Annotated in this window: 13 protein-coding genes and 1 tRNA gene; 7 read left to right on the forward strand and 7 right to left on the reverse strand. The window is 60.1% G+C overall.

What is annotated here, in order from left to right; genetic code table 11:
* The first annotated feature begins 91 nt into the window (after positions 1-91).
* Together BN1143_RS06130 and tcdA are read left to right on the forward strand one after the other, a co-directional pair.
* Positions 92-168: transfer RNA gene (locus tag BN1143_RS06130), tRNA-Asp, on the forward strand.
* Between the two features lie 168 nt (positions 169-336).
* A complete protein-coding gene (gene tcdA, locus BN1143_RS06135) occupies positions 337-1,173 on the forward strand; it encodes a tRNA cyclic N6-threonylcarbamoyladenosine(37) synthase TcdA (protein ID WP_042049992.1) in 837 nt (278 codons plus the stop codon).
* Between the two features lie 21 nt (positions 1,174-1,194).
* On the opposite strand, the gene BN1143_RS06140 is transcribed toward tcdA, so the two are convergent.
* Positions 1,195-1,629, reverse strand: coding sequence for a SufE family protein (locus tag BN1143_RS06140; protein ID WP_042049994.1), 435 nt, complete (start codon positions 1,627-1,629; stop codon positions 1,195-1,197).
* Positions 1,630-1,642: 13 nt separating this feature from the next.
* Positions 1,643-2,863 (reverse strand): aminotransferase class V-fold PLP-dependent enzyme, encoded by a 1,221-nt coding sequence (locus tag BN1143_RS06145; RefSeq protein WP_042049995.1) that lies wholly within the window; start codon positions 2,861-2,863, stop codon positions 1,643-1,645.
* 151 nt (positions 2,864-3,014) lie between these two features.
* On the opposite strand from BN1143_RS06145, the gene rep reads away from it, so the two are divergent.
* A complete protein-coding gene (gene rep / locus BN1143_RS06150) occupies positions 3,015-5,027 on the forward strand; it encodes a DNA helicase Rep (protein ID WP_042049997.1) in 2,013 nt (670 codons plus the stop codon).
* Between the two features lie 10 nt (positions 5,028-5,037).
* Here rep and BN1143_RS06155 read toward each other — a convergent pair whose 3' ends face one another.
* From BN1143_RS06155 to BN1143_RS06175, 5 genes are all read right to left on the reverse strand, one after another.
* Complete coding sequence (locus tag BN1143_RS06155; protein WP_042049998.1) at positions 5,038-7,311, reverse strand: putative bifunctional diguanylate cyclase/phosphodiesterase; 2,274 nt, start codon at positions 7,309-7,311, stop codon at positions 5,038-5,040.
* Positions 7,312-7,396: 85 nt separating this feature from the next.
* Positions 7,397-7,852 carry a c-type cytochrome gene (locus tag BN1143_RS06160; RefSeq protein ID WP_017786998.1) on the reverse strand — a complete coding sequence of 152 codons (456 nt, stop codon included), beginning with the start codon at positions 7,850-7,852 and terminating at the stop codon, positions 7,397-7,399.
* Positions 7,853-8,052: 200 nt separating this feature from the next.
* The gene (gene tdh, locus BN1143_RS06165) at positions 8,053-9,081 is read right to left on the reverse strand and encodes an L-threonine 3-dehydrogenase (protein WP_005306946.1); all 1,029 of its coding nucleotides are present in this window, start codon (positions 9,079-9,081) and stop codon (positions 8,053-8,055) included.
* Positions 9,082-9,137: 56 nt separating this feature from the next.
* The gene (locus BN1143_RS06170; RefSeq protein WP_010635674.1) at positions 9,138-10,328 is read right to left on the reverse strand and encodes a glycine C-acetyltransferase; all 1,191 of its coding nucleotides are present in this window, start codon (positions 10,326-10,328) and stop codon (positions 9,138-9,140) included.
* A 115-nt stretch (positions 10,329-10,443) separates the two neighbouring features.
* On the reverse strand, positions 10,444-11,088 hold the full coding sequence (locus BN1143_RS06175) for a TetR/AcrR family transcriptional regulator (protein WP_042050002.1): 645 nt from the start codon (positions 11,086-11,088) through the stop codon (positions 10,444-10,446).
* 154 nt (positions 11,089-11,242) lie between these two features.
* Between BN1143_RS06175 and rfaD the strand changes: the two genes are divergently transcribed.
* From rfaD to BN1143_RS06195, 4 genes are read left to right on the forward strand one after another with little or no spacing between them, the layout of a single operon-like run.
* Complete coding sequence (gene rfaD, locus BN1143_RS06180; protein WP_005306938.1) at positions 11,243-12,199, forward strand: ADP-glyceromanno-heptose 6-epimerase; 957 nt, start codon at positions 11,243-11,245, stop codon at positions 12,197-12,199.
* A gap of 50 nt (positions 12,200-12,249) precedes the next feature.
* Complete coding sequence (locus tag BN1143_RS06185) at positions 12,250-14,013, forward strand: bifunctional glycosyltransferase family 4 protein/polysaccharide deacetylase (RefSeq protein ID WP_042050004.1); 1,764 nt, start codon at positions 12,250-12,252, stop codon at positions 14,011-14,013.
* On the forward strand, positions 14,014-15,228 hold the full coding sequence (locus BN1143_RS06190) for an O-antigen ligase family protein (protein WP_156141284.1): 1,215 nt from the start codon (positions 14,014-14,016) through the stop codon (positions 15,226-15,228).
* Positions 15,225-15,890: a glycosyltransferase family 25 protein gene (locus tag BN1143_RS06195; RefSeq protein ID WP_005306929.1), complete on the forward strand. Its 666-nt coding sequence runs from the start codon at positions 15,225-15,227 to the stop codon at positions 15,888-15,890. The genes BN1143_RS06190 and BN1143_RS06195 overlap by 4 nt, the downstream gene beginning before the upstream one ends.
* Positions 15,891-15,946: the final 56 nt, after the last annotated feature.

Genomic DNA, 15,946 nt, shown 5'->3' on the forward strand with positions numbered 1-15,946 from the left:
ATTAAACGGTGATGTGAAAGCACATGACCGGCTGCGAGGATGACACCTCATAAAGAAGCGGCAAAAGATTTAGCGAAAGCTAACCGAATGCGGAGCGGTAGTTCAGTCGGTTAGAATACCGGCCTGTCACGCCGGGGGTCGCGGGTTCGAGTCCCGTCCGCTCCGCCACTACTTAAGAAGCCCAGTCGAAAGACTGGGCTTTTTTTCGTCTCTACGATCTCTCTATCTCATCTCGGTTAGCCCGATTTCTTTGCTCCATCCCGTTTCATGTTTATCTGAAATTCGCCGCCGCCCATGGTTGTCGCTATAATGGCCGCCCTCAAGTAAGGTGGTGGTATGAAAGCAGAGTATCTACAGCGATTCGGGGGCATAGCCCGTCTTTATGGTCAGGGTGCACTTGGTTCCTTCAGCCAGGCGAGAGTCTGCGTGGTCGGGATCGGCGGCGTCGGCTCCTGGGCGGCTGAGGCGCTGGCCCGTGCCGGCATCAACCAGATCACCCTGATCGACATGGACGACATCTGCATCACCAACACCAACCGCCAGATCCACGCCATGCAGGGCACAGTTGGTCGCCTCAAGACGGAGGTGATGGCCGAGCGCATTCGTGCCATCAACCCGGATTGCGAGGTGATCGAGGTGGATGACTTCGTTACCGCCGACAACCTGGCCGAGCATATCAAGCGGGAGTTTGACTATGTGGTGGATGCCATCGACTCGGTCAAGGCCAAGGTGGCGCTGATTGCCTTCTGCAAGCGCAACAAGATCCCGGTGATTGTGGCGGGCGGCGCCGGTGGGCAGATGGACCCGACGCAGATCACCGTGGCCGATCTGGCCAAGACCATTCAGGATCCGCTGGCCGCCAAGGTGCGCTCTGACCTGCGCCGGCTACACAGTTTCAGCAAGAATCCGGCGCGCAAGTTCGGGGTGGAGTGTGTCTTCTCAACCGAGCAGTTGAGCTACCCGGATGGTAATGGCGGCACCTGTCAGGCCAAGGCGGCCAGCGATGGCAATATGAAGATGGATTGCGCCTCTGGCTTTGGCGCCGTGACGCCGGTGACGGCCACCTTTGGCTTGGTCGCCGCCTCCCGGGTATTGAGGAAGATTGCCGAACGAGGAGCCCGTGCCGAGAAAGAGGCCGGGAATGAAGAAACAGGGTCGATTGGCGAAGCCTGATCGACCACTGAACAAGGCGGGTTAGACTGCCTGTTGCCGGATAGCCAATACTATGGCCCTGAGCCCGTTGCCCCGCGACGGGCTCAGGTGTTTCTCGAGCCCCAATTCACTGAAATAGGCATCCATATCAAAAGCCTGGATAGCGTTGGCACTCTGATGATTGAGCGCCGCCAGCACGATGACGATGAGGCCACGCACGATGCGGGCATCGGAGTCGCAGGCAAAGTGCCAGTTGCCATCCTCACTCTTTTCACCCTTCAGCCAGGCCTGGCTCTCGCACCCTTTCAAGCGGTTCTCTTCCTGCTGCCACTCTGCGGGCAAGGTGGGTAGCAGCTTGCCGAGCTGTATGATAAGGCGGTACTGGTTCTCCCAGCCGTTCGCCGCCGCAAACTGCTGGCGGATGGTATCGGCATCGGGCTCAAGGCCGATCCGGGTATAGGTTGCGAGGCTGTTCATCGGGTTGTCTGCCTTAGAAGAAGTCACTGAGTTTGTGCAGGGCGGCCAGCAGGGCGCCCACATCGTCACGGTTGTTGTAACAGGCCAGCGAGGCTCGCATTGTGCCGCCTATGCCAAGGCTCTCCATCAACGGCATGGCGCAGTGGTGGCCGACCCGCAGGGCGATCCCCTGCATGTCGAGCAGGGTAGCCGCATCCTGCGGGTGGATATCCGCTAGCAGGAAGGAGACCGCGCCGGCGCGTTGGCGAGGTTCGCCGACAAGATGCAGCCCCGGCACCTGCCGCAGGCCGGCGACCAGATAGTCGGTCAGCACCGCTTCATGGCTGGCCAGCAACCCCCGGTCTTGCTCCATCACAAAGTCGATGGCGGCAGCCAGGCCGATGGCGCCGGCGATATGGGGAGTGCCCGCCTCGAACTTGAAGGGCAGGCTATTGAAGGTAGTACCGCTGAAGCTGACCCTGTCGATCATCTCGCCGCCGGCCTGCCAGGGCGGCATCCGCTCAAGCAGAGCGGTGCGCCCCCACAGCACGCCGATGCCGGTCGGGCCGTAGAGCTTGTGGCCGGAGAAGGCGTAGAAGTCGCAGCCGATGGTCTGTACATCTACCTCGAGATGGGCCACTGCCTGTGCACCGTCGATCAGGGTCAGGGCGCCGACCGCCTTGGCCGCCGCCACTATCTGCTCGACAGGGTTGACGGTGCCGAGGGCATTGGAGACATGGGCCACGCTCACCAGCCGGGTACGTGGCCCCAGCAGCGCCTGATAGGCGGCCAGATCGAGATCGCCCCGCTCATCGAGAGGAATGACCCGAATCACGGCGCCGGTGTGCTGGGCGACCAGCTGCCAGGGGACGATGTTGGCGTGGTGCTCCAGGGTGCTGAGCAGGATCTCGTCCCCCGTCTTGAGCTCGGTCATCCCCCAGCTCTGGGCCACCAGGTTGATCGCCTCCGTGGTGCCACGGGTCCAGATCACCTCGTGGCTGCGAGGGGCATTGATAAAGCGGGCCACCGTCTCGCGAGCGCCCTCGAAGGCGCGGGTGGCCCGGCCGCTCAGGGCATGGGCGGCACGATGGACGTTGGCGTTGTCGGCTCGATAGTAGTGATTGATCGCATCCAGCACCGCCTGCGGTTTCTGGGTGGTGGCGGCGTTGTCCAGATAGATCAGAGAGTGGCCGTTGACCTCCTGTGCCAAGGCCGGAAACTGGCCGCGCAGCAGGGCGTGCTGTTGCTGATTCATGCTCCCCTCATCTCGTCTGGAAAGTCGGTCATGATCCGGAAAATGGCGGGCAAACACAAGACTAAGTGGCGGGTTCCCGTGTCCGGTTTCGGCTGCCCGCGGGATCTCTGCTACAATGCCGCCCCTCATCATAAGCCAAGAGATCCGGCCCATGAAGCTCAACCCCAATCAGAACGAAGCGGTCAAGTATGTCTCCGGCCCTTGCCTGGTGCTGGCGGGTGCCGGATCGGGCAAGACCCGCGTCATCACCAACAAGATTGCCTATCTGGTGCAGCAGTGCGGCTACAACGCGCGCAACATAGCGGCGGTCACCTTTACCAACAAGGCGGCGCGGGAGATGAAGGAGCGGGTCGGCCAGACCCTGGGTCGCAAGGAGGCGCGGGGGCTGATGGTCTCCACCTTCCATACCCTGGGGCTGGAGATCATTCGCCGCGAGCACAAGAGCCTGAACCTCAAGGCGAACTTCTCCCTGTTCGACGACACCGATCAGCTGGCGCTGCTCAAGGAGCTGACCGAGGAGGAGCTCGACAACGACAAGGACAAGCTCTCGGCCCTTATCAGCCAGATCTCCAACTGGAAGAACGACCTCATCCTGCCGGCTCGAGCCATGCGCATCGCCCGCGGGCCTGAAGAGGTGCTGATGGCCCAGCTCTACGAGCGCTACCACCGCCAGATGGTGGCCTATAACGCGCTGGATTTCGACGACCTCATAGTGATGCCGACCCTGCTGCTCAAGAGCAACCAGGAGGTGCGCGAGCGCTGGCAGAACAAGATCCGCTATCTGCTGGTCGATGAATACCAGGACACCAACACCAGCCAGTACGAGCTGGTGAAGCAGATCGTCGGCGAGCGGGCCCGCTTCACCGTGGTGGGAGACGACGACCAGTCCATCTACTCCTGGCGCGGGGCCAAGCCGCAGAACCTGGTGCTGCTGAACGAGGACTTCCCCAATCTGCGGCTCATCAAGCTGGAGCAGAACTACCGCTCCAAGCGGCGCATTCTCAAGTGCGCCAACATCCTGATCGCCAATAACCCCCACGTCTACGACAAGGCGCTCTTCTCCGAGCTGGACGAGGGGGTGAAGCTCAAGGTGCTGTTTGCCAAGAACGAGGAGCACGAGGCGGAGCGCATCGCCGCCGAGCTGATGGGCCACAAGTTCATGAATCGCACCCGCTTCAAGGACTACGCCATCCTCTACCGGGGCAACCATCAGTCGCGCATCTTCGAGAAGGCACTGATGACCAACCGCATTCCTTACCGCATCTCGGGCGGCACCTCGTTTTTCTCCCGCACCGAGATCAAGGACATCATGGCCTACCTCAAGTTGCTGGTGAATCCGGACGAGGACACCGCCTTCCTGCGGGTGGTGAACCTGCCGCGCCGGGAGATAGGCCCCACCACGCTCGAAAAACTGGGCCAGTATGCCAATCAGCGTGGCAAGAGCCTGTTTGCCGCGAGTTTCGAGCTGGGGCTGGAGCAGCACCTCTCCGGGCGCGGCCTCACCGCCCTGCAGGCTTTTACCAACTGGCTGGTACGGCTCGGTGATCAGGCGCTGCGCGGCAACCCGGTGGAGGCGGTGCGGGACATGATCAAGGAGATCCACTACGAGGAGTGGCTCTACGAGACCTCTCCCAGCCCCAAGGCGGCCGAGATGCGGATGCAGAACGTCTCCACCCTCTATCGCTGGATCAGCGAGATGCTGGAGGGGGACGAGCTGGAAGAGTCGATGACGCTCGCCCAGGTGGTAACCCGTCTCACCCTGCGAGACATGATGGAACGCAACGAAGGGGAGGACGAGGCGGATCAGGTGCAGCTGATGACCTTGCACGCCTCCAAGGGGCTGGAGTTTCCCTATGTCTACATGGTGGGCATGGAGGAAGGGCTGCTGCCCCACCAGACCAGCATCGACGAGGACAATGTGGAGGAGGAGCGACGCCTCGCCTACGTGGGGATCACCCGGGCCCAGGCCGAGCTGACCTTCACCCTCTGCAAGGAGCGACGCCAGTTTGGTGAGTCGGTGCGGCCGGAGCCGAGCCGCTTCCTGCTGGAACTGCCGCAGGATGATCTGGAGTGGGAAAACCAGAAGAAGGTGAGTGCGGAGGAGCGCCAGCAGAAGGGGCAGATGGCGGTGGCCAATCTGCGCGCCATGTTCAAGAAGGATTGAGTCGCTCCGCTTATTTGCTCTGGGTCAGCAGGGGCGTGATGTCGGCACCCGGCATGGGTGGTGAAATGTAGCGCCCCTGGCCCATCAGGCAGCCCAGGTCGATCAGCTTCTGCAGTTGCTGCTGGTTCTCTATCCCTTCCACCACCAGGGTGAAGTCCAGATCCTGGCAGATGTCGCGCATGGCGCGAATTAGCGCCAGATCCTTGGGAGATTGCAACATGCGATGGGTGAAGCTGTCATCCACCTTGATGTAGTCTACCGGGAAGTGGAACAGGGCATTGAGGGAAGAGAAGCCGGTACCGAAATCATCCAGGCTAATCTGGATGCCCTTGGCCCTCAGCTCGTGCAGTGAAGTGAGGGCATCGGAATCCTGCCGTGACAACTCGCGCTCGTTGAATTCGAAAATCAGATAGCCGGGGGAGATCCCTTCGGATTCAATGATCTCGACCAGTTGCATGATCTGTTCATGGCTGACCAGATGCTTGCCGGACAGGTTGATGGCCACCTTGAACTTGCTCTGGCCGGAGAGCGGCAGCCACTCCTTCAGCTGCTGGCAGGTGTGGCGCAGGATCTGGTAATCCAGCTCCTGAATGAGGCCACACTGCTCCGCCAGCGGGATGAAGTCGAATGCGTCCTTGAGCACCCCCTCTTCGGTGATCCAGCGTGCCATGACCTCCAGCCCGGTCAGGCGGCTGTCCTTGAGCCGGATCACCGGCTGGAAATAGGGCACGATGCGGCCTGCCCGCAGCGCTCTGGCCAGCATCTCCTCCGGTGAGGCCCAGGTCTGGGCCGAACACTCCTCCGAATAGCTGACGATGCGGCTGCGGCCGTTGCGCTTGGCCTGGTACATGGCCAGATCGGCCTGATGCAACAGCTGGCTGATGTCGGATGTCTGTTCCGATACGCTGGCGACCCCGAGACTCACCGTGATGCCGAGTTCGTTGCCCACCAACCGGAAGGGATAGGAGAGGCGGCTGATGATGCGGTTGAGCACCGGGCTGATATCCTCCTCGCTCTTGCTGCTGTCCAGATAGATGACGAACTCGTCCCCCCCCAGTCTGGCCACCATGTCGTTTTGTCGGATGCAGGTTTGCAGGCGTCGGCTCATCTCCTTGAGCAGCTGATCGCCGGCGCTGTGGCCGAGAGTGTCGTTGACCTGCTTGAAGTGGTCCACATCGATGAAGATCAGCGAAAACCCGGGCGACTTGTAGCGGTGAAAGTGGGTCATGGCGTGGTTGAGGTGGTTCATCAACAGTGCCCGGTTGGGTAGCTGGGTCAGCGGGTCGTGCAGGGCATCGAACTGCAGCCGACGCTCCAGCTCCTGGTGCTGCTTCAACTGCTTCTGCAACCTGAGGTTGGTCTGGCGCAACTGCTGCAGCCGCTGGTTGATGGAGTCTTCCGAGTTGATGTCGTGCAGCTGCTGGCGGATCCGTCTCAGCTCCAGTAGCAGAGTCAGCTGGCTGCGCAGAAAGTCGAGAAACAGCCGGTCGTCGGTTTCCAGCGGCTGTTGCAGGCTGATGAGGAAGTGGGCGAAGTACTGCTGCTGGAGACGCAGCGGCTGGCTGTACCAGTAAAGCTGCTCCTTGTGCTGCTCAATGTTGTTGGTGCTGTGGCAGAGCCCGGTGATGAATTCGTCGCTGTGGTGGGGCAGTTCCGGGTAGATCTTCTCGAGCCGGTGGCTGTCGATGCGTACCAGCAGCATGTCCTGAATGGCGAGCATCTGGCGCAACACAGCCTCGAGCTGGGAGAAGAGCGCCTGGCTGGGCAGGGTATTGGCCAGCCGAATGATGCGGTTGATGCTCTCGATCTTTCTCTGCCAGTCCGGATCCTTGCGAATGAGCGGCGAGGCCAGCTCTGACAGCTGGGAGCCAGCTTGGGTCTCGTTCAGCCGTTTGGCCAGGCACTCCAGCAACAGGCGCAGCGTCGGCAGCTCCTTGGGCTGGCAGCAGGCCAGCAACCACTGGATCTGACCGTGCTCGACCGGCAGGGTGCACCAACCCTCGGCTTCGTCCAACTGGGCCAGTTGATCCGTGATGCGTGACTCTTCCAGCCCCAGCTGCAGTTTGAAGCTGTCGGGCACCTGGTATTCACACACCCAGTGCAGTCCGGCTTCCGACAGGCCGAGCATGCCGAAATGTTGCAACGGGCAGAGCTGGTTCAGCTGCTGGATCAGGGTGTCGTAATCTTTGGCGGTGGCGACGGAGGGGGCGGGGAAATCCATAATAGCGGAAACCAACGCCAGCAAGGGAGTCGAGTAATGTGGTGCTGTGGGTTGCGCTGACATGAGTGACTCCCGATTTATCTACCCTTCAAAGAGTAGTCGGAAGTCATCAGATTGAAAGGGCCGCATATGCGGCCCTTTCAATCACTTAGAGCTTGTCGATCATGTAGTGAATGGCGTTTTCGATCTCTTCATCGCTACAGGTGGCGCAAGTCCCTCTGGGTGGCATGACGCCGGTCTTGCCTGCGAAGCCGGCAATGGCATGTTTCTTAAGTGTTTCAATGCCTTGCGCGATACGAGGTTCCCAGGCGGCCTTGTCGCCGCGCTTGGGCGCGCCGGCGATGCCGGCATCGTGACAGGCGAAGCAGGCGCCCTTGAACACGGCTTCACCGTCGCGCGGGCCGGATGACGCGGCCGCCGCAGGGGCTGCGCCTGCGGTCGCAATCCCTTCCAGATCCTTGGCGGTGTAGACCTGACCGACAGGCTTGATGCGCTCGGCAATGGCCTCCGGCGACATATCATCGGCTGCCAGCACGGCACCGGACAAACTGGCGGCCGTCATCCCGACCGCCAGCAAATAGCTCAGTTTTTTCAACACGCTCATGTACTCCCAGCAGGCTTTTATTATCCCTAGAAAACGACTGGATTATAACCGAATAGTTACAGCCATTTAAACGCTTGTGTGTGAAGTGTTAAGCACTCTGCGTGCAAAGTTTCTTCGTCGGATCACAAACTGGCGAGGCCGGCCTGCAAAAAAGAAACCCGGTTTTCACCGGGTTTCATCTCGTTGATGTGCTGAAAGGCTTATTTGTCCCAGCTGAGGATCACCTTGCCGGACTGGCCGGAGCGCATGGCATCGAAGCCCTGCTGGAAGTCGTCGATGTGGAAGCGGTGGGTGATGATGGGGGAGAGATCGAGCCCGGATTGGATCAGGCTCGCCATCTTGTACCAGGTTTCGAACATCTCGCGGCCGTAAATCCCCTTGATGAACAGTCCCTTGAAGATCACCTTGCCCCAGTCGATGGCCATGGTGGCGGGGGGAATGCCGAGCATGGCGATCTTGCCGCCGTGGTTCATCTTGTCGATCATGTCCTGGAAGGCGGAGGGGACGCCGGACATCTCCAGCCCCACGTCGAACCCCTCGGTCATGCCAAGCTCGCTCATCACGTCGGAGAGCTGCTCCTTGGCCACGTTGACGGCGCGGGTGGCGCCCATCTTGCGGGCCAGCTCGAGCCGGTACTCGTTGACGTCGGTAATCACCACGTGACGGGCACCCACATGGCGGCAGACGGCGGCTGCCATGATGCCGATGGGGCCGGCGCCGGTGATCAGCACGTCTTCACCCACCAGGTCGAAGGAGAGGGCGGTGTGCACCGCGTTGCCGAACGGATCGAAGATGGCGGCCAGCTCATCCGGGATGTTGTCCGGCAGCTTGAAGGCGTTGAAGGCCGGGATCACCAGGTACTCGGCAAAAGCGCCGGGGCGGTTGACGCCGACACCTATGGTGTTGCGGCACAGGTGGGTGCGGCCGGCACGGCAGTTGCGGCAGTGGCCACAGGTGATGTGGCCTTCGCCGGAGACCCGGTCACCGACCGCGAAGCCGCGCACTTCCTGGCCCACGGCAACGACTTCACCGACGTATTCGTGGCCGACCACCATGGGGACCGGGATGGTCTTCTGTGACCATTCGTCCCAGTTGTAGATGTGGATATCGGTGCCACAGATGGCAGTCTTGCGGATCTTGATGAGCAGGTCGTTGTGGCCGAGTTCGGGGGCCGGTACGTCCGTCATCCAGATGCCGACTTCTTTGTGCAGTTTGGAGAGTGCTTTCATGGTTGTTCCTTCACGATGAACGCAGAAAAAAGGGGCGCCGGGCCCCTTGATTCAAATCAGATGATGCCGAGCTCGCGGCCGATGCGAATGAAGGCATCGATGGCCTGGTCCAGCTGTTCGCGGGTATGGGCGGCGGACATCTGGGTGCGGATGCGGGCCTGGCCCTTGGGCACGACCGGGAAGGAGAAGCCCACCACATAGATGCCGGCGGCCAGCATGCGGCTCGCCATCTCGGCTGCCAGCTTGGCGTCTCCGAGCATCACCGGGATGATGGCGTGATCGGCGCCGGCCAGGGTAAAACCGGCGGCGCTCATCCGCTCGCGGAAGTACTGGCTGTTCTCCTTCAGGCGGGCACGCAGATCGTGGCCGTCGGCCAGCATGTCGATCACCTTGATGGTGGCCGCGACGATGGAGGGGGCCAGCGAGTTGGAGAAGAGGTAGGGGCGGGAGCGCTGACGCAACCAGTCGATCACCTCTTTCTTGCCGGAGGTGTAACCGCCGGAGGCGCCGCCGAGCGCCTTGCCCAGGGTGCCGGTGATGATGTCGACCCGCTCCATCACGCCACAGTATTCGTGGGTGCCGCGGCCGTTCTCACCGATGAAGCCGACGGCATGGGAGTCATCCACCATCACCAGCGCATCGTACTTGTCAGCCAGATCGCAGATGGATTTGAGGTCGGCGATGACGCCATCCATGGAGAAGACGCCGTCGGTGGCGATCAGCTTGAAGCGGGCACCATCGGCATCGGCCTGCTTGAGCTGGGCTTCCAGTTCGGCCATGTCATTGTTGGCGTAGCGATAGCGCTTGGCCTTGCACAACCGGACCCCATCGATGATGGAGGCGTGGTTGAGGGCATCGGAGATGATGGCGTCTTCGGCGCCGAACAGCGTCTCGAACAGACCGCCGTTGGCATCGAAGCAGGAAGAGTAGAGGATGGTGTCTTCGGTGCCGAGGAAGGCTGACAGCTTCTGCTCCAGCGCCTTGTGCTGATCCTGGGTGCCGCAGATGAAGCGGACCGAGGCCATGCCGAAGCCGTGGCTGTCCAGCCCTTGGTGGGCCGCCTCGATCAGATCGGGGTGGTTGGCCAGCCCCAGATAGTTGTTGGCACAGAAGTTCAGCACCTGCTCGCCGCCCACCGCAATCCGGGCCTGCTGGGCCGAGGTGATGACGCGTTCCTGCTTGTACAATCCTTCAGCCTGGACCTGCTCAAGCTGCTCGGTCAGGTGACGATAGAATCCGTTAGACATCCTCGATCCTCATTGGCTATTTCAGCTGCGTATCAACAGAGGACGACATTTTACTGCAATCTGTTGCGGCGAATTCAAATTATTGTGCTGATGTTCAACAAATGTGAAACAGATCTCACCCAGCTGGTTGGGCCAGTTGACGGTAATGCTGCTCCAGCTGGCGGATCTGTTCGGCCACCTGCGGCTGCACATAGGGGCGCAGCAGAAACAGCACCCGCAAGACGCCCTGATAGAGCAGCGGCTTGGTGATGCGGGTGCTGGGAGCCTGGGCGATCTGGAACGGGATCCAGCAGGTCACCACCATCTTGATGGTCTGGCCCAGATCCGGCAGATCCTCGTCGCTGACATTTATGATGCCGCCCTCGCGCAGGCTTCTGAGCAGGGCCACCACGGCGGCGCGTAGCTGCTCCTGGGCCTTGAGGTACTTCTGCTGCAGCGGCTCGTCGCGACTGAGAATGTCCGGCAGGTTGGCGTAGAAAAAGCGGAACTGCCACATCAGATAGAAGATGGCATCCAGATAGCCCATCAGGTTTTCCAGCTTGATCTCGTCGCTGCGGGCCGGCGTGAAACTCTCGCTCAGGTGACGGGCGTACTGGTCGAAGATGGAGTGGATGATGTCTTCTTTATTGCGGAAGTGGTAATAGAGGTTGCCCGGACTGATGCCGAGGTGGGCGGCAATGTGGTTGGTGGTGATGTTGCGCTCACCCTGGTCGTTGAACAGCTCGGTGGCGCTGTGAATGATCCTGTCTCTGGTTTTCATCGCTGCTCCCTCTGCCGGGTCCCGGGGGCGATCTCGTCAAGGTCGAATCCCCCTGCGGCCCGTGATAAACTTTTCGGCAATTTTAAATTGGCTCACTATACACAGCTTTAACAGGCAGTCACATGTGACCATCAACGTACGCGAGGCAAACTCCATGATCGTAGTAACTGGCGGTGCTGGCTTTATCGGCAGCAATCTGGTCAAGCAGCTGAACGCTCAAGGACGGACCGACATCGTGGTCATCGATGATCTGACCGACGGCACCAAGTTCGTCAATCTGGTCGATCTGACCATTGCCGATTACATGGATAAGGATGAGTTCCAGGCGCGGATCGTCTCCGGTGACGAGTTTGAAGAGTGGGACGGCATCGAGGTGATCTTCCACGAAGGTGCCTGCTCCGCCACCACCGAGTGGAACGGCAAGTTCATCATGGAGGTCAACTACGAGTACTCCAAGGATCTGTTCCACTACTGCATCGAGCGGGAAATTCCGTTCATCTATGCCTCTTCCGCCGCGACCTACGGCGGGCGCAACGACAACTTCATCGAAGATCCCAAGTTCGAGCAGCCGCTCAACGTCTACGGCTACTCCAAGCAGCTGTTCGACCAGTATGTGCGCCGCTGGATGCCGGAGATCAACTCTCAGGTAGTCGGCCTCAAGTACTTCAACGTCTATGGCCCGCGCGAGCAGCACAAGGGCTCCATGGCCTCGGTTGCCTTCCACCTCAACACCCAGGTGAAGAAGGGCGAAAATCCCAAGCTGTTCGAAGGCTGCGACGGTTTCCCCAACGGCGGTCAGATGCGCGACTTCATCTATGTGGATGACGTCTGCAAGGTGAACCTCTGGTTCTGGCAGAATCCGCAGCACTCCGGCATCTTCAACTGCGGCACCGGTCGTGCCGAGCCGTTCCAGAACGTGGCCGAGGCGGTGATCAAGCATCACCAGAAGGGCGCCGTCGAGTACATTCCCTTCCCGGATCACCTCAAGGGTCGCTATCAGAGCTTCACCCAGGCGGACATGACCAAGCTACGCGGTGTCGGCTATGACGCCGAGTTCAAGACTGTGGCCGAAGGCGTGGCCGACTACATGGCCTGGTTGAACCGGGCTTGATCCCCCTCTGACGGGTGGCTGCTGGTCACCCGTCGTTCGGATACCCTCCCATGAATATATTGATGGCACTCTCCCAGCTCGAAGTGACGGGAGCTGAGGTCTATGCCACCACGGTCGGTAACGAATTGACCCGGCGTGGCCACCAGGTTTTCTACGTATCGGACACTCTGACCAAGCCCACGCTGGGCCAGGTATTCAAGCTGCGATTCAACAAGCGCAGCATACTGCGCCGCTTCTGGCACGTGTTTTACCTCGTCTACCTGATCAAGAAGCATCATATCCAGTTGGTGCATGCCCACTCCCGCGCCTCCGGCTGGAGCAGCTATGTGGCCTGCAAGCTGACCGGCACTCCCATGATCACCACGGTACACGGGCGCCAGCCGGTGCATGCCTCCCGCAAGGCTTTTCATGCCCTCGGTTTTCGGGCGGTGGCGGTGTGCGAAGATATCGCCAGCCAGATCATCGACAATCTGGGGGTGGATCCGGCCATCGTACAGGTGCTGCGCAACGGCATCGAGACCGACAAGTTCCAGCCCGTGCCGGCTCCGGACAACGCCAAGCCGGTGATCGCCATCATAGGTCGGCTCAGCGGCCCCAAGGGGGAGCTCTGCTACCGGTTGCTGGATGAAGTGCTGGATCTGGATGCCTGCCAGGTGAAGGTGGTGAGTGGCAGCCAGCTGCCCGAGCGCTTCGTGCGTTTTCGTGACCGGGTCGATTTCGTCGGTTACGTGGAGGATGTCCCTGCCCTGATGGCGCAATGCGATCTGGTGATCGGTGCCGGTCGGGTAGCGATGGAGGCCCTGCTGTGCGGTCGCCCGGCGTTTGCCATCGGCGAGGCCAAGGCCATCGGCCTGGTGACCGGGCAGAATCTGGATGAGGCGCTGGCCAGCAACTTCGGTGACATAGGCCCTAGGGATCTGGCGATCGATTTTGCCGCGCTGAAGACGCAGATTGCCCCGGCCCTGGCCAGCGGCAGCGTCTCCGACGTTATCCGTCAGCGCATTCAGGCCGAATATGGCTTGGCGGGGGTAGTATCCAGTCTCGAAGCCATCTATCAGGATGCGGTGGTCGAGACTCTGCGCCGCGAGATGCCGGTCATCATGTACCACCGCTTCATCGAGCACGAGAGCGAGAAGGGGGTGCACGGTACCTGGATGCCGATCGCCATGTTCGAAAAGCACCTGCGCCTGATGAAGTGGCTGGGTTATGAGACCCTGACCTTTCGCGACCTGGCGGACAAGGGCTTCATCCATCGTCTGCAATACGGCAAGAGATACCTGATGATCACGGCTGACGACGGCTATCAGGACAACCTGACCCGCATGCTGCCGCTGCTGGAAAAATATGGTTACAAAGCCGTGGTATACGTGGTCACGGGGGAAGGGTATAACCGCTGGGACGTGGAGCAGGCGAGCAACCCGGACACCCGGGTGGACCTGATGAATGGCGAGCAGGTCAAGGCGCTGGTGGCCTCCGGCCATGTGGAGATCGGCGGCCATACCCTGACCCACCCCAGGTTGAGCAAGCTTGCACCCGAGCAGCAAGCCCATGAAATACAAGAGAACAAGCGGCAACTCGAGACTCTGCTTGGCCACCCTTTGCTGTCGTTCGCCTACCCTTATGGGGATATGAATGAGAGCGCCAAGGTGCAGGCGATGGCGGCGGGCTACCGTTTTGCCGTGGCCACCAACAGCGGGCCAAGAGCCATGCACCAGGACCCCTTCCGGATCCGCCGCATCGCCATCTTCCCGCGTACCGATGTGTTTGGCCTGTGGCGCAAGATCCGGGGTAACTATGTCTTCAGGAAGTCGTGATTGATGCTCAGTAGAAGCCTTGTTTTGCTCGATAAAGTAACCACAGCCCTGTTCGGACTGACCATCATCTTTGTCTTTTGCGGCCTGTTCCTGGTACCCGCCGGCCAGAGCATGCAGTCCAACCTGCTGGCGGTGACCGGGATCTTCGGTCTGTTGAACTACTTTGTCGGCAGGCAGCGAAATGTTGGGCTCAGGGATCGACGGATTCTCTGGGGCCTGCTGGTGTACGCCGTCATGATCTTCGTGAACCGGTTGATCCATGGCGATCAGTACGGGGTGATGCGAGGGCTGTTTTATGTCGCGGTCTTCGCGCTGATGATGCCGCGCAAACCCGTGCTGCTGATGCTGGGGTACCTGGCCATCGTGCTGGGTGGGATGGGATTGGGCATCCTCAGCATCTGGCAGTACCAGCACGGCATTGTCAGGGTGGAAGGGTTTACCAATGCGATCCTCTTCTCGCAGGCAGCGTTGACGCTGGCCATCCTCAACTGGTTTGTCTGCCAGCAAAGACAATTGCCTGGATGGTTGAGAGGGGGGAGCCTGGTTGGCTTGATGGCAGCCCTGTTTGCGCTGTATCTCTCCCAGAGCCGGGGGGTTTGGCTCGCCTTCGGGGTCATTCTTGCCTACGTCATCTGTTACAAGGCCTATTTCAAACCCTGGAAATATATTGCTGTCGCCGTGCTTTGCATGGCCACGACGGGCGCCATCTATCAGACTAACCAGCTGGTTCAGGTTCGGGTCGCAGAGGCGGTCTCGGATCTCAACTCGGCAGAAAAAGGATCGTACGACTCATCATGGGGCTTGCGCGTCATTGCCTGGCAGAGTGCCTGGCTGGGATTTTTAGATTCACCTGTGGCAGGGGTGGGCACGGATGGCTTCAATGCATTGAAACAGACTCAAATCGATAATCATCAGATATCTCCCCTGATATTTCATCCTGCGCTGGTCCATTCACATAATCAATATATGCAGAACCTGGTTGTTCGCGGCAGCATAGGATTTATTGCACTGGTGATCTTTCTGGGCCTGCCGCTCTATCTTGCCGCGAACAATCTAAACAGGATTTCTGCGGGTGTGTTGGTTCCCCTCGCATTTGCAATTAATTCGCTAAGTGATGTGCCGTTTGAGCATCAAGGTGTGCTCTATCTGTACACGCTCAGCCTGGTTTTCATCTGGTTTGCCCATGAGTTGAAAAAGGATATCCGTACGTCATGATTCCAGTTTTTGTCATCAGTTTGGCTCGCAGCGTTGAGCGACGGGCGATGGTTGTCCAGCAGATGGCGCATTTGGGCATAGATTTCGAGTTTGTAGACGCAACCGACGGGAAGGCGTTGAGCAGCGCCGAACTGGCCAAGGTGGATTTTGAACTGGCCAAGGAGGTGTGCGGCCATGCGCTGAGCTTTGGCGAGATAGGTTGTGCCATGAGCCATATCCGGCTTTATGAACGCATCGTCGCCGAGGGCATTGAGCGCTGCGTGGTGCTGGAGGATGACATCTACCTGCACATGCACAGCAAGGCCATCATCGAGGCCATAGTGCACTCCTGCAAATCGGAAATCGTCTTCCTGCACCATGGTAAAGCCAAACGCTGGCCGTTCCTGTCATCCCTGCCGGGTGGTTATCGACTCGCCAGATACCTGACCCCCAGCCGCACCTCCAAACGAGGTGTGCTCTCTACCGCAGGGTATGTGCTGAGCCTGACCGGGGCCAAGAAGCTGTTGCAGTGCGCCTATCCGCTGCGGATGCCTTCCGACTATCTGACCGGCCGGTTGCAGCTCAACGGCCTGACCGCATCCGGGGTGGAACCCAGCTGTCTGGATGTGGATCTGTTCACCACCACCATAGATGACAGGGCCTACGGCCACTATCTGAAATAGGGCGGAGTGTGCCGACGGCGGGTCGGCACCCTGCGGGCCTTGCCAAAGCAGCGGCC

Origin of the sequence: Aeromonas dhakensis, assembly GCF_000820305.1 — a bacterium.
GTDB classification, from domain to species: domain Bacteria; phylum Pseudomonadota; class Gammaproteobacteria; order Enterobacterales; family Aeromonadaceae; genus Aeromonas; species Aeromonas dhakensis.

Coding starts and splice junctions, on each gene's coding strand:
- tcdA (WP_042049992.1), top strand. CDS start 337: ATGAAAGCAGAGTATCTACAGCGATTCGGGGGCATAGCCCGTCTTTAT.
- BN1143_RS06140 (WP_042049994.1), bottom strand. CDS start 1,629: ATGAACAGCCTCGCAACCTATACCCGGATCGGCCTTGAGCCCGATGCC.
- BN1143_RS06145 (WP_042049995.1), bottom strand. CDS start 2,863: ATGAATCAGCAACAGCACGCCCTGCTGCGCGGCCAGTTTCCGGCCTTG.
- rep (WP_042049997.1), top strand. CDS start 3,015: ATGAAGCTCAACCCCAATCAGAACGAAGCGGTCAAGTATGTCTCCGGC.
- BN1143_RS06155 (WP_042049998.1), bottom strand. CDS start 7,311: ATGTCAGCGCAACCCACAGCACCACATTACTCGACTCCCTTGCTGGCG.
- BN1143_RS06160 (WP_017786998.1), bottom strand. CDS start 7,852: ATGAGCGTGTTGAAAAAACTGAGCTATTTGCTGGCGGTCGGGATGACG.
- tdh (WP_005306946.1), bottom strand. CDS start 9,081: ATGAAAGCACTCTCCAAACTGCACAAAGAAGTCGGCATCTGGATGACG.
- BN1143_RS06170 (WP_010635674.1), bottom strand. CDS start 10,328: ATGTCTAACGGATTCTATCGTCACCTGACCGAGCAGCTTGAGCAGGTC.
- BN1143_RS06175 (WP_042050002.1), bottom strand. CDS start 11,088: ATGAAAACCAGAGACAGGATCATTCACAGCGCCACCGAGCTGTTCAAC.
- rfaD (WP_005306938.1), top strand. CDS start 11,243: ATGATCGTAGTAACTGGCGGTGCTGGCTTTATCGGCAGCAATCTGGTC.
- BN1143_RS06185 (WP_042050004.1), top strand. CDS start 12,250: ATGAATATATTGATGGCACTCTCCCAGCTCGAAGTGACGGGAGCTGAG.
- BN1143_RS06195 (WP_005306929.1), top strand. CDS start 15,225: ATGATTCCAGTTTTTGTCATCAGTTTGGCTCGCAGCGTTGAGCGACGG.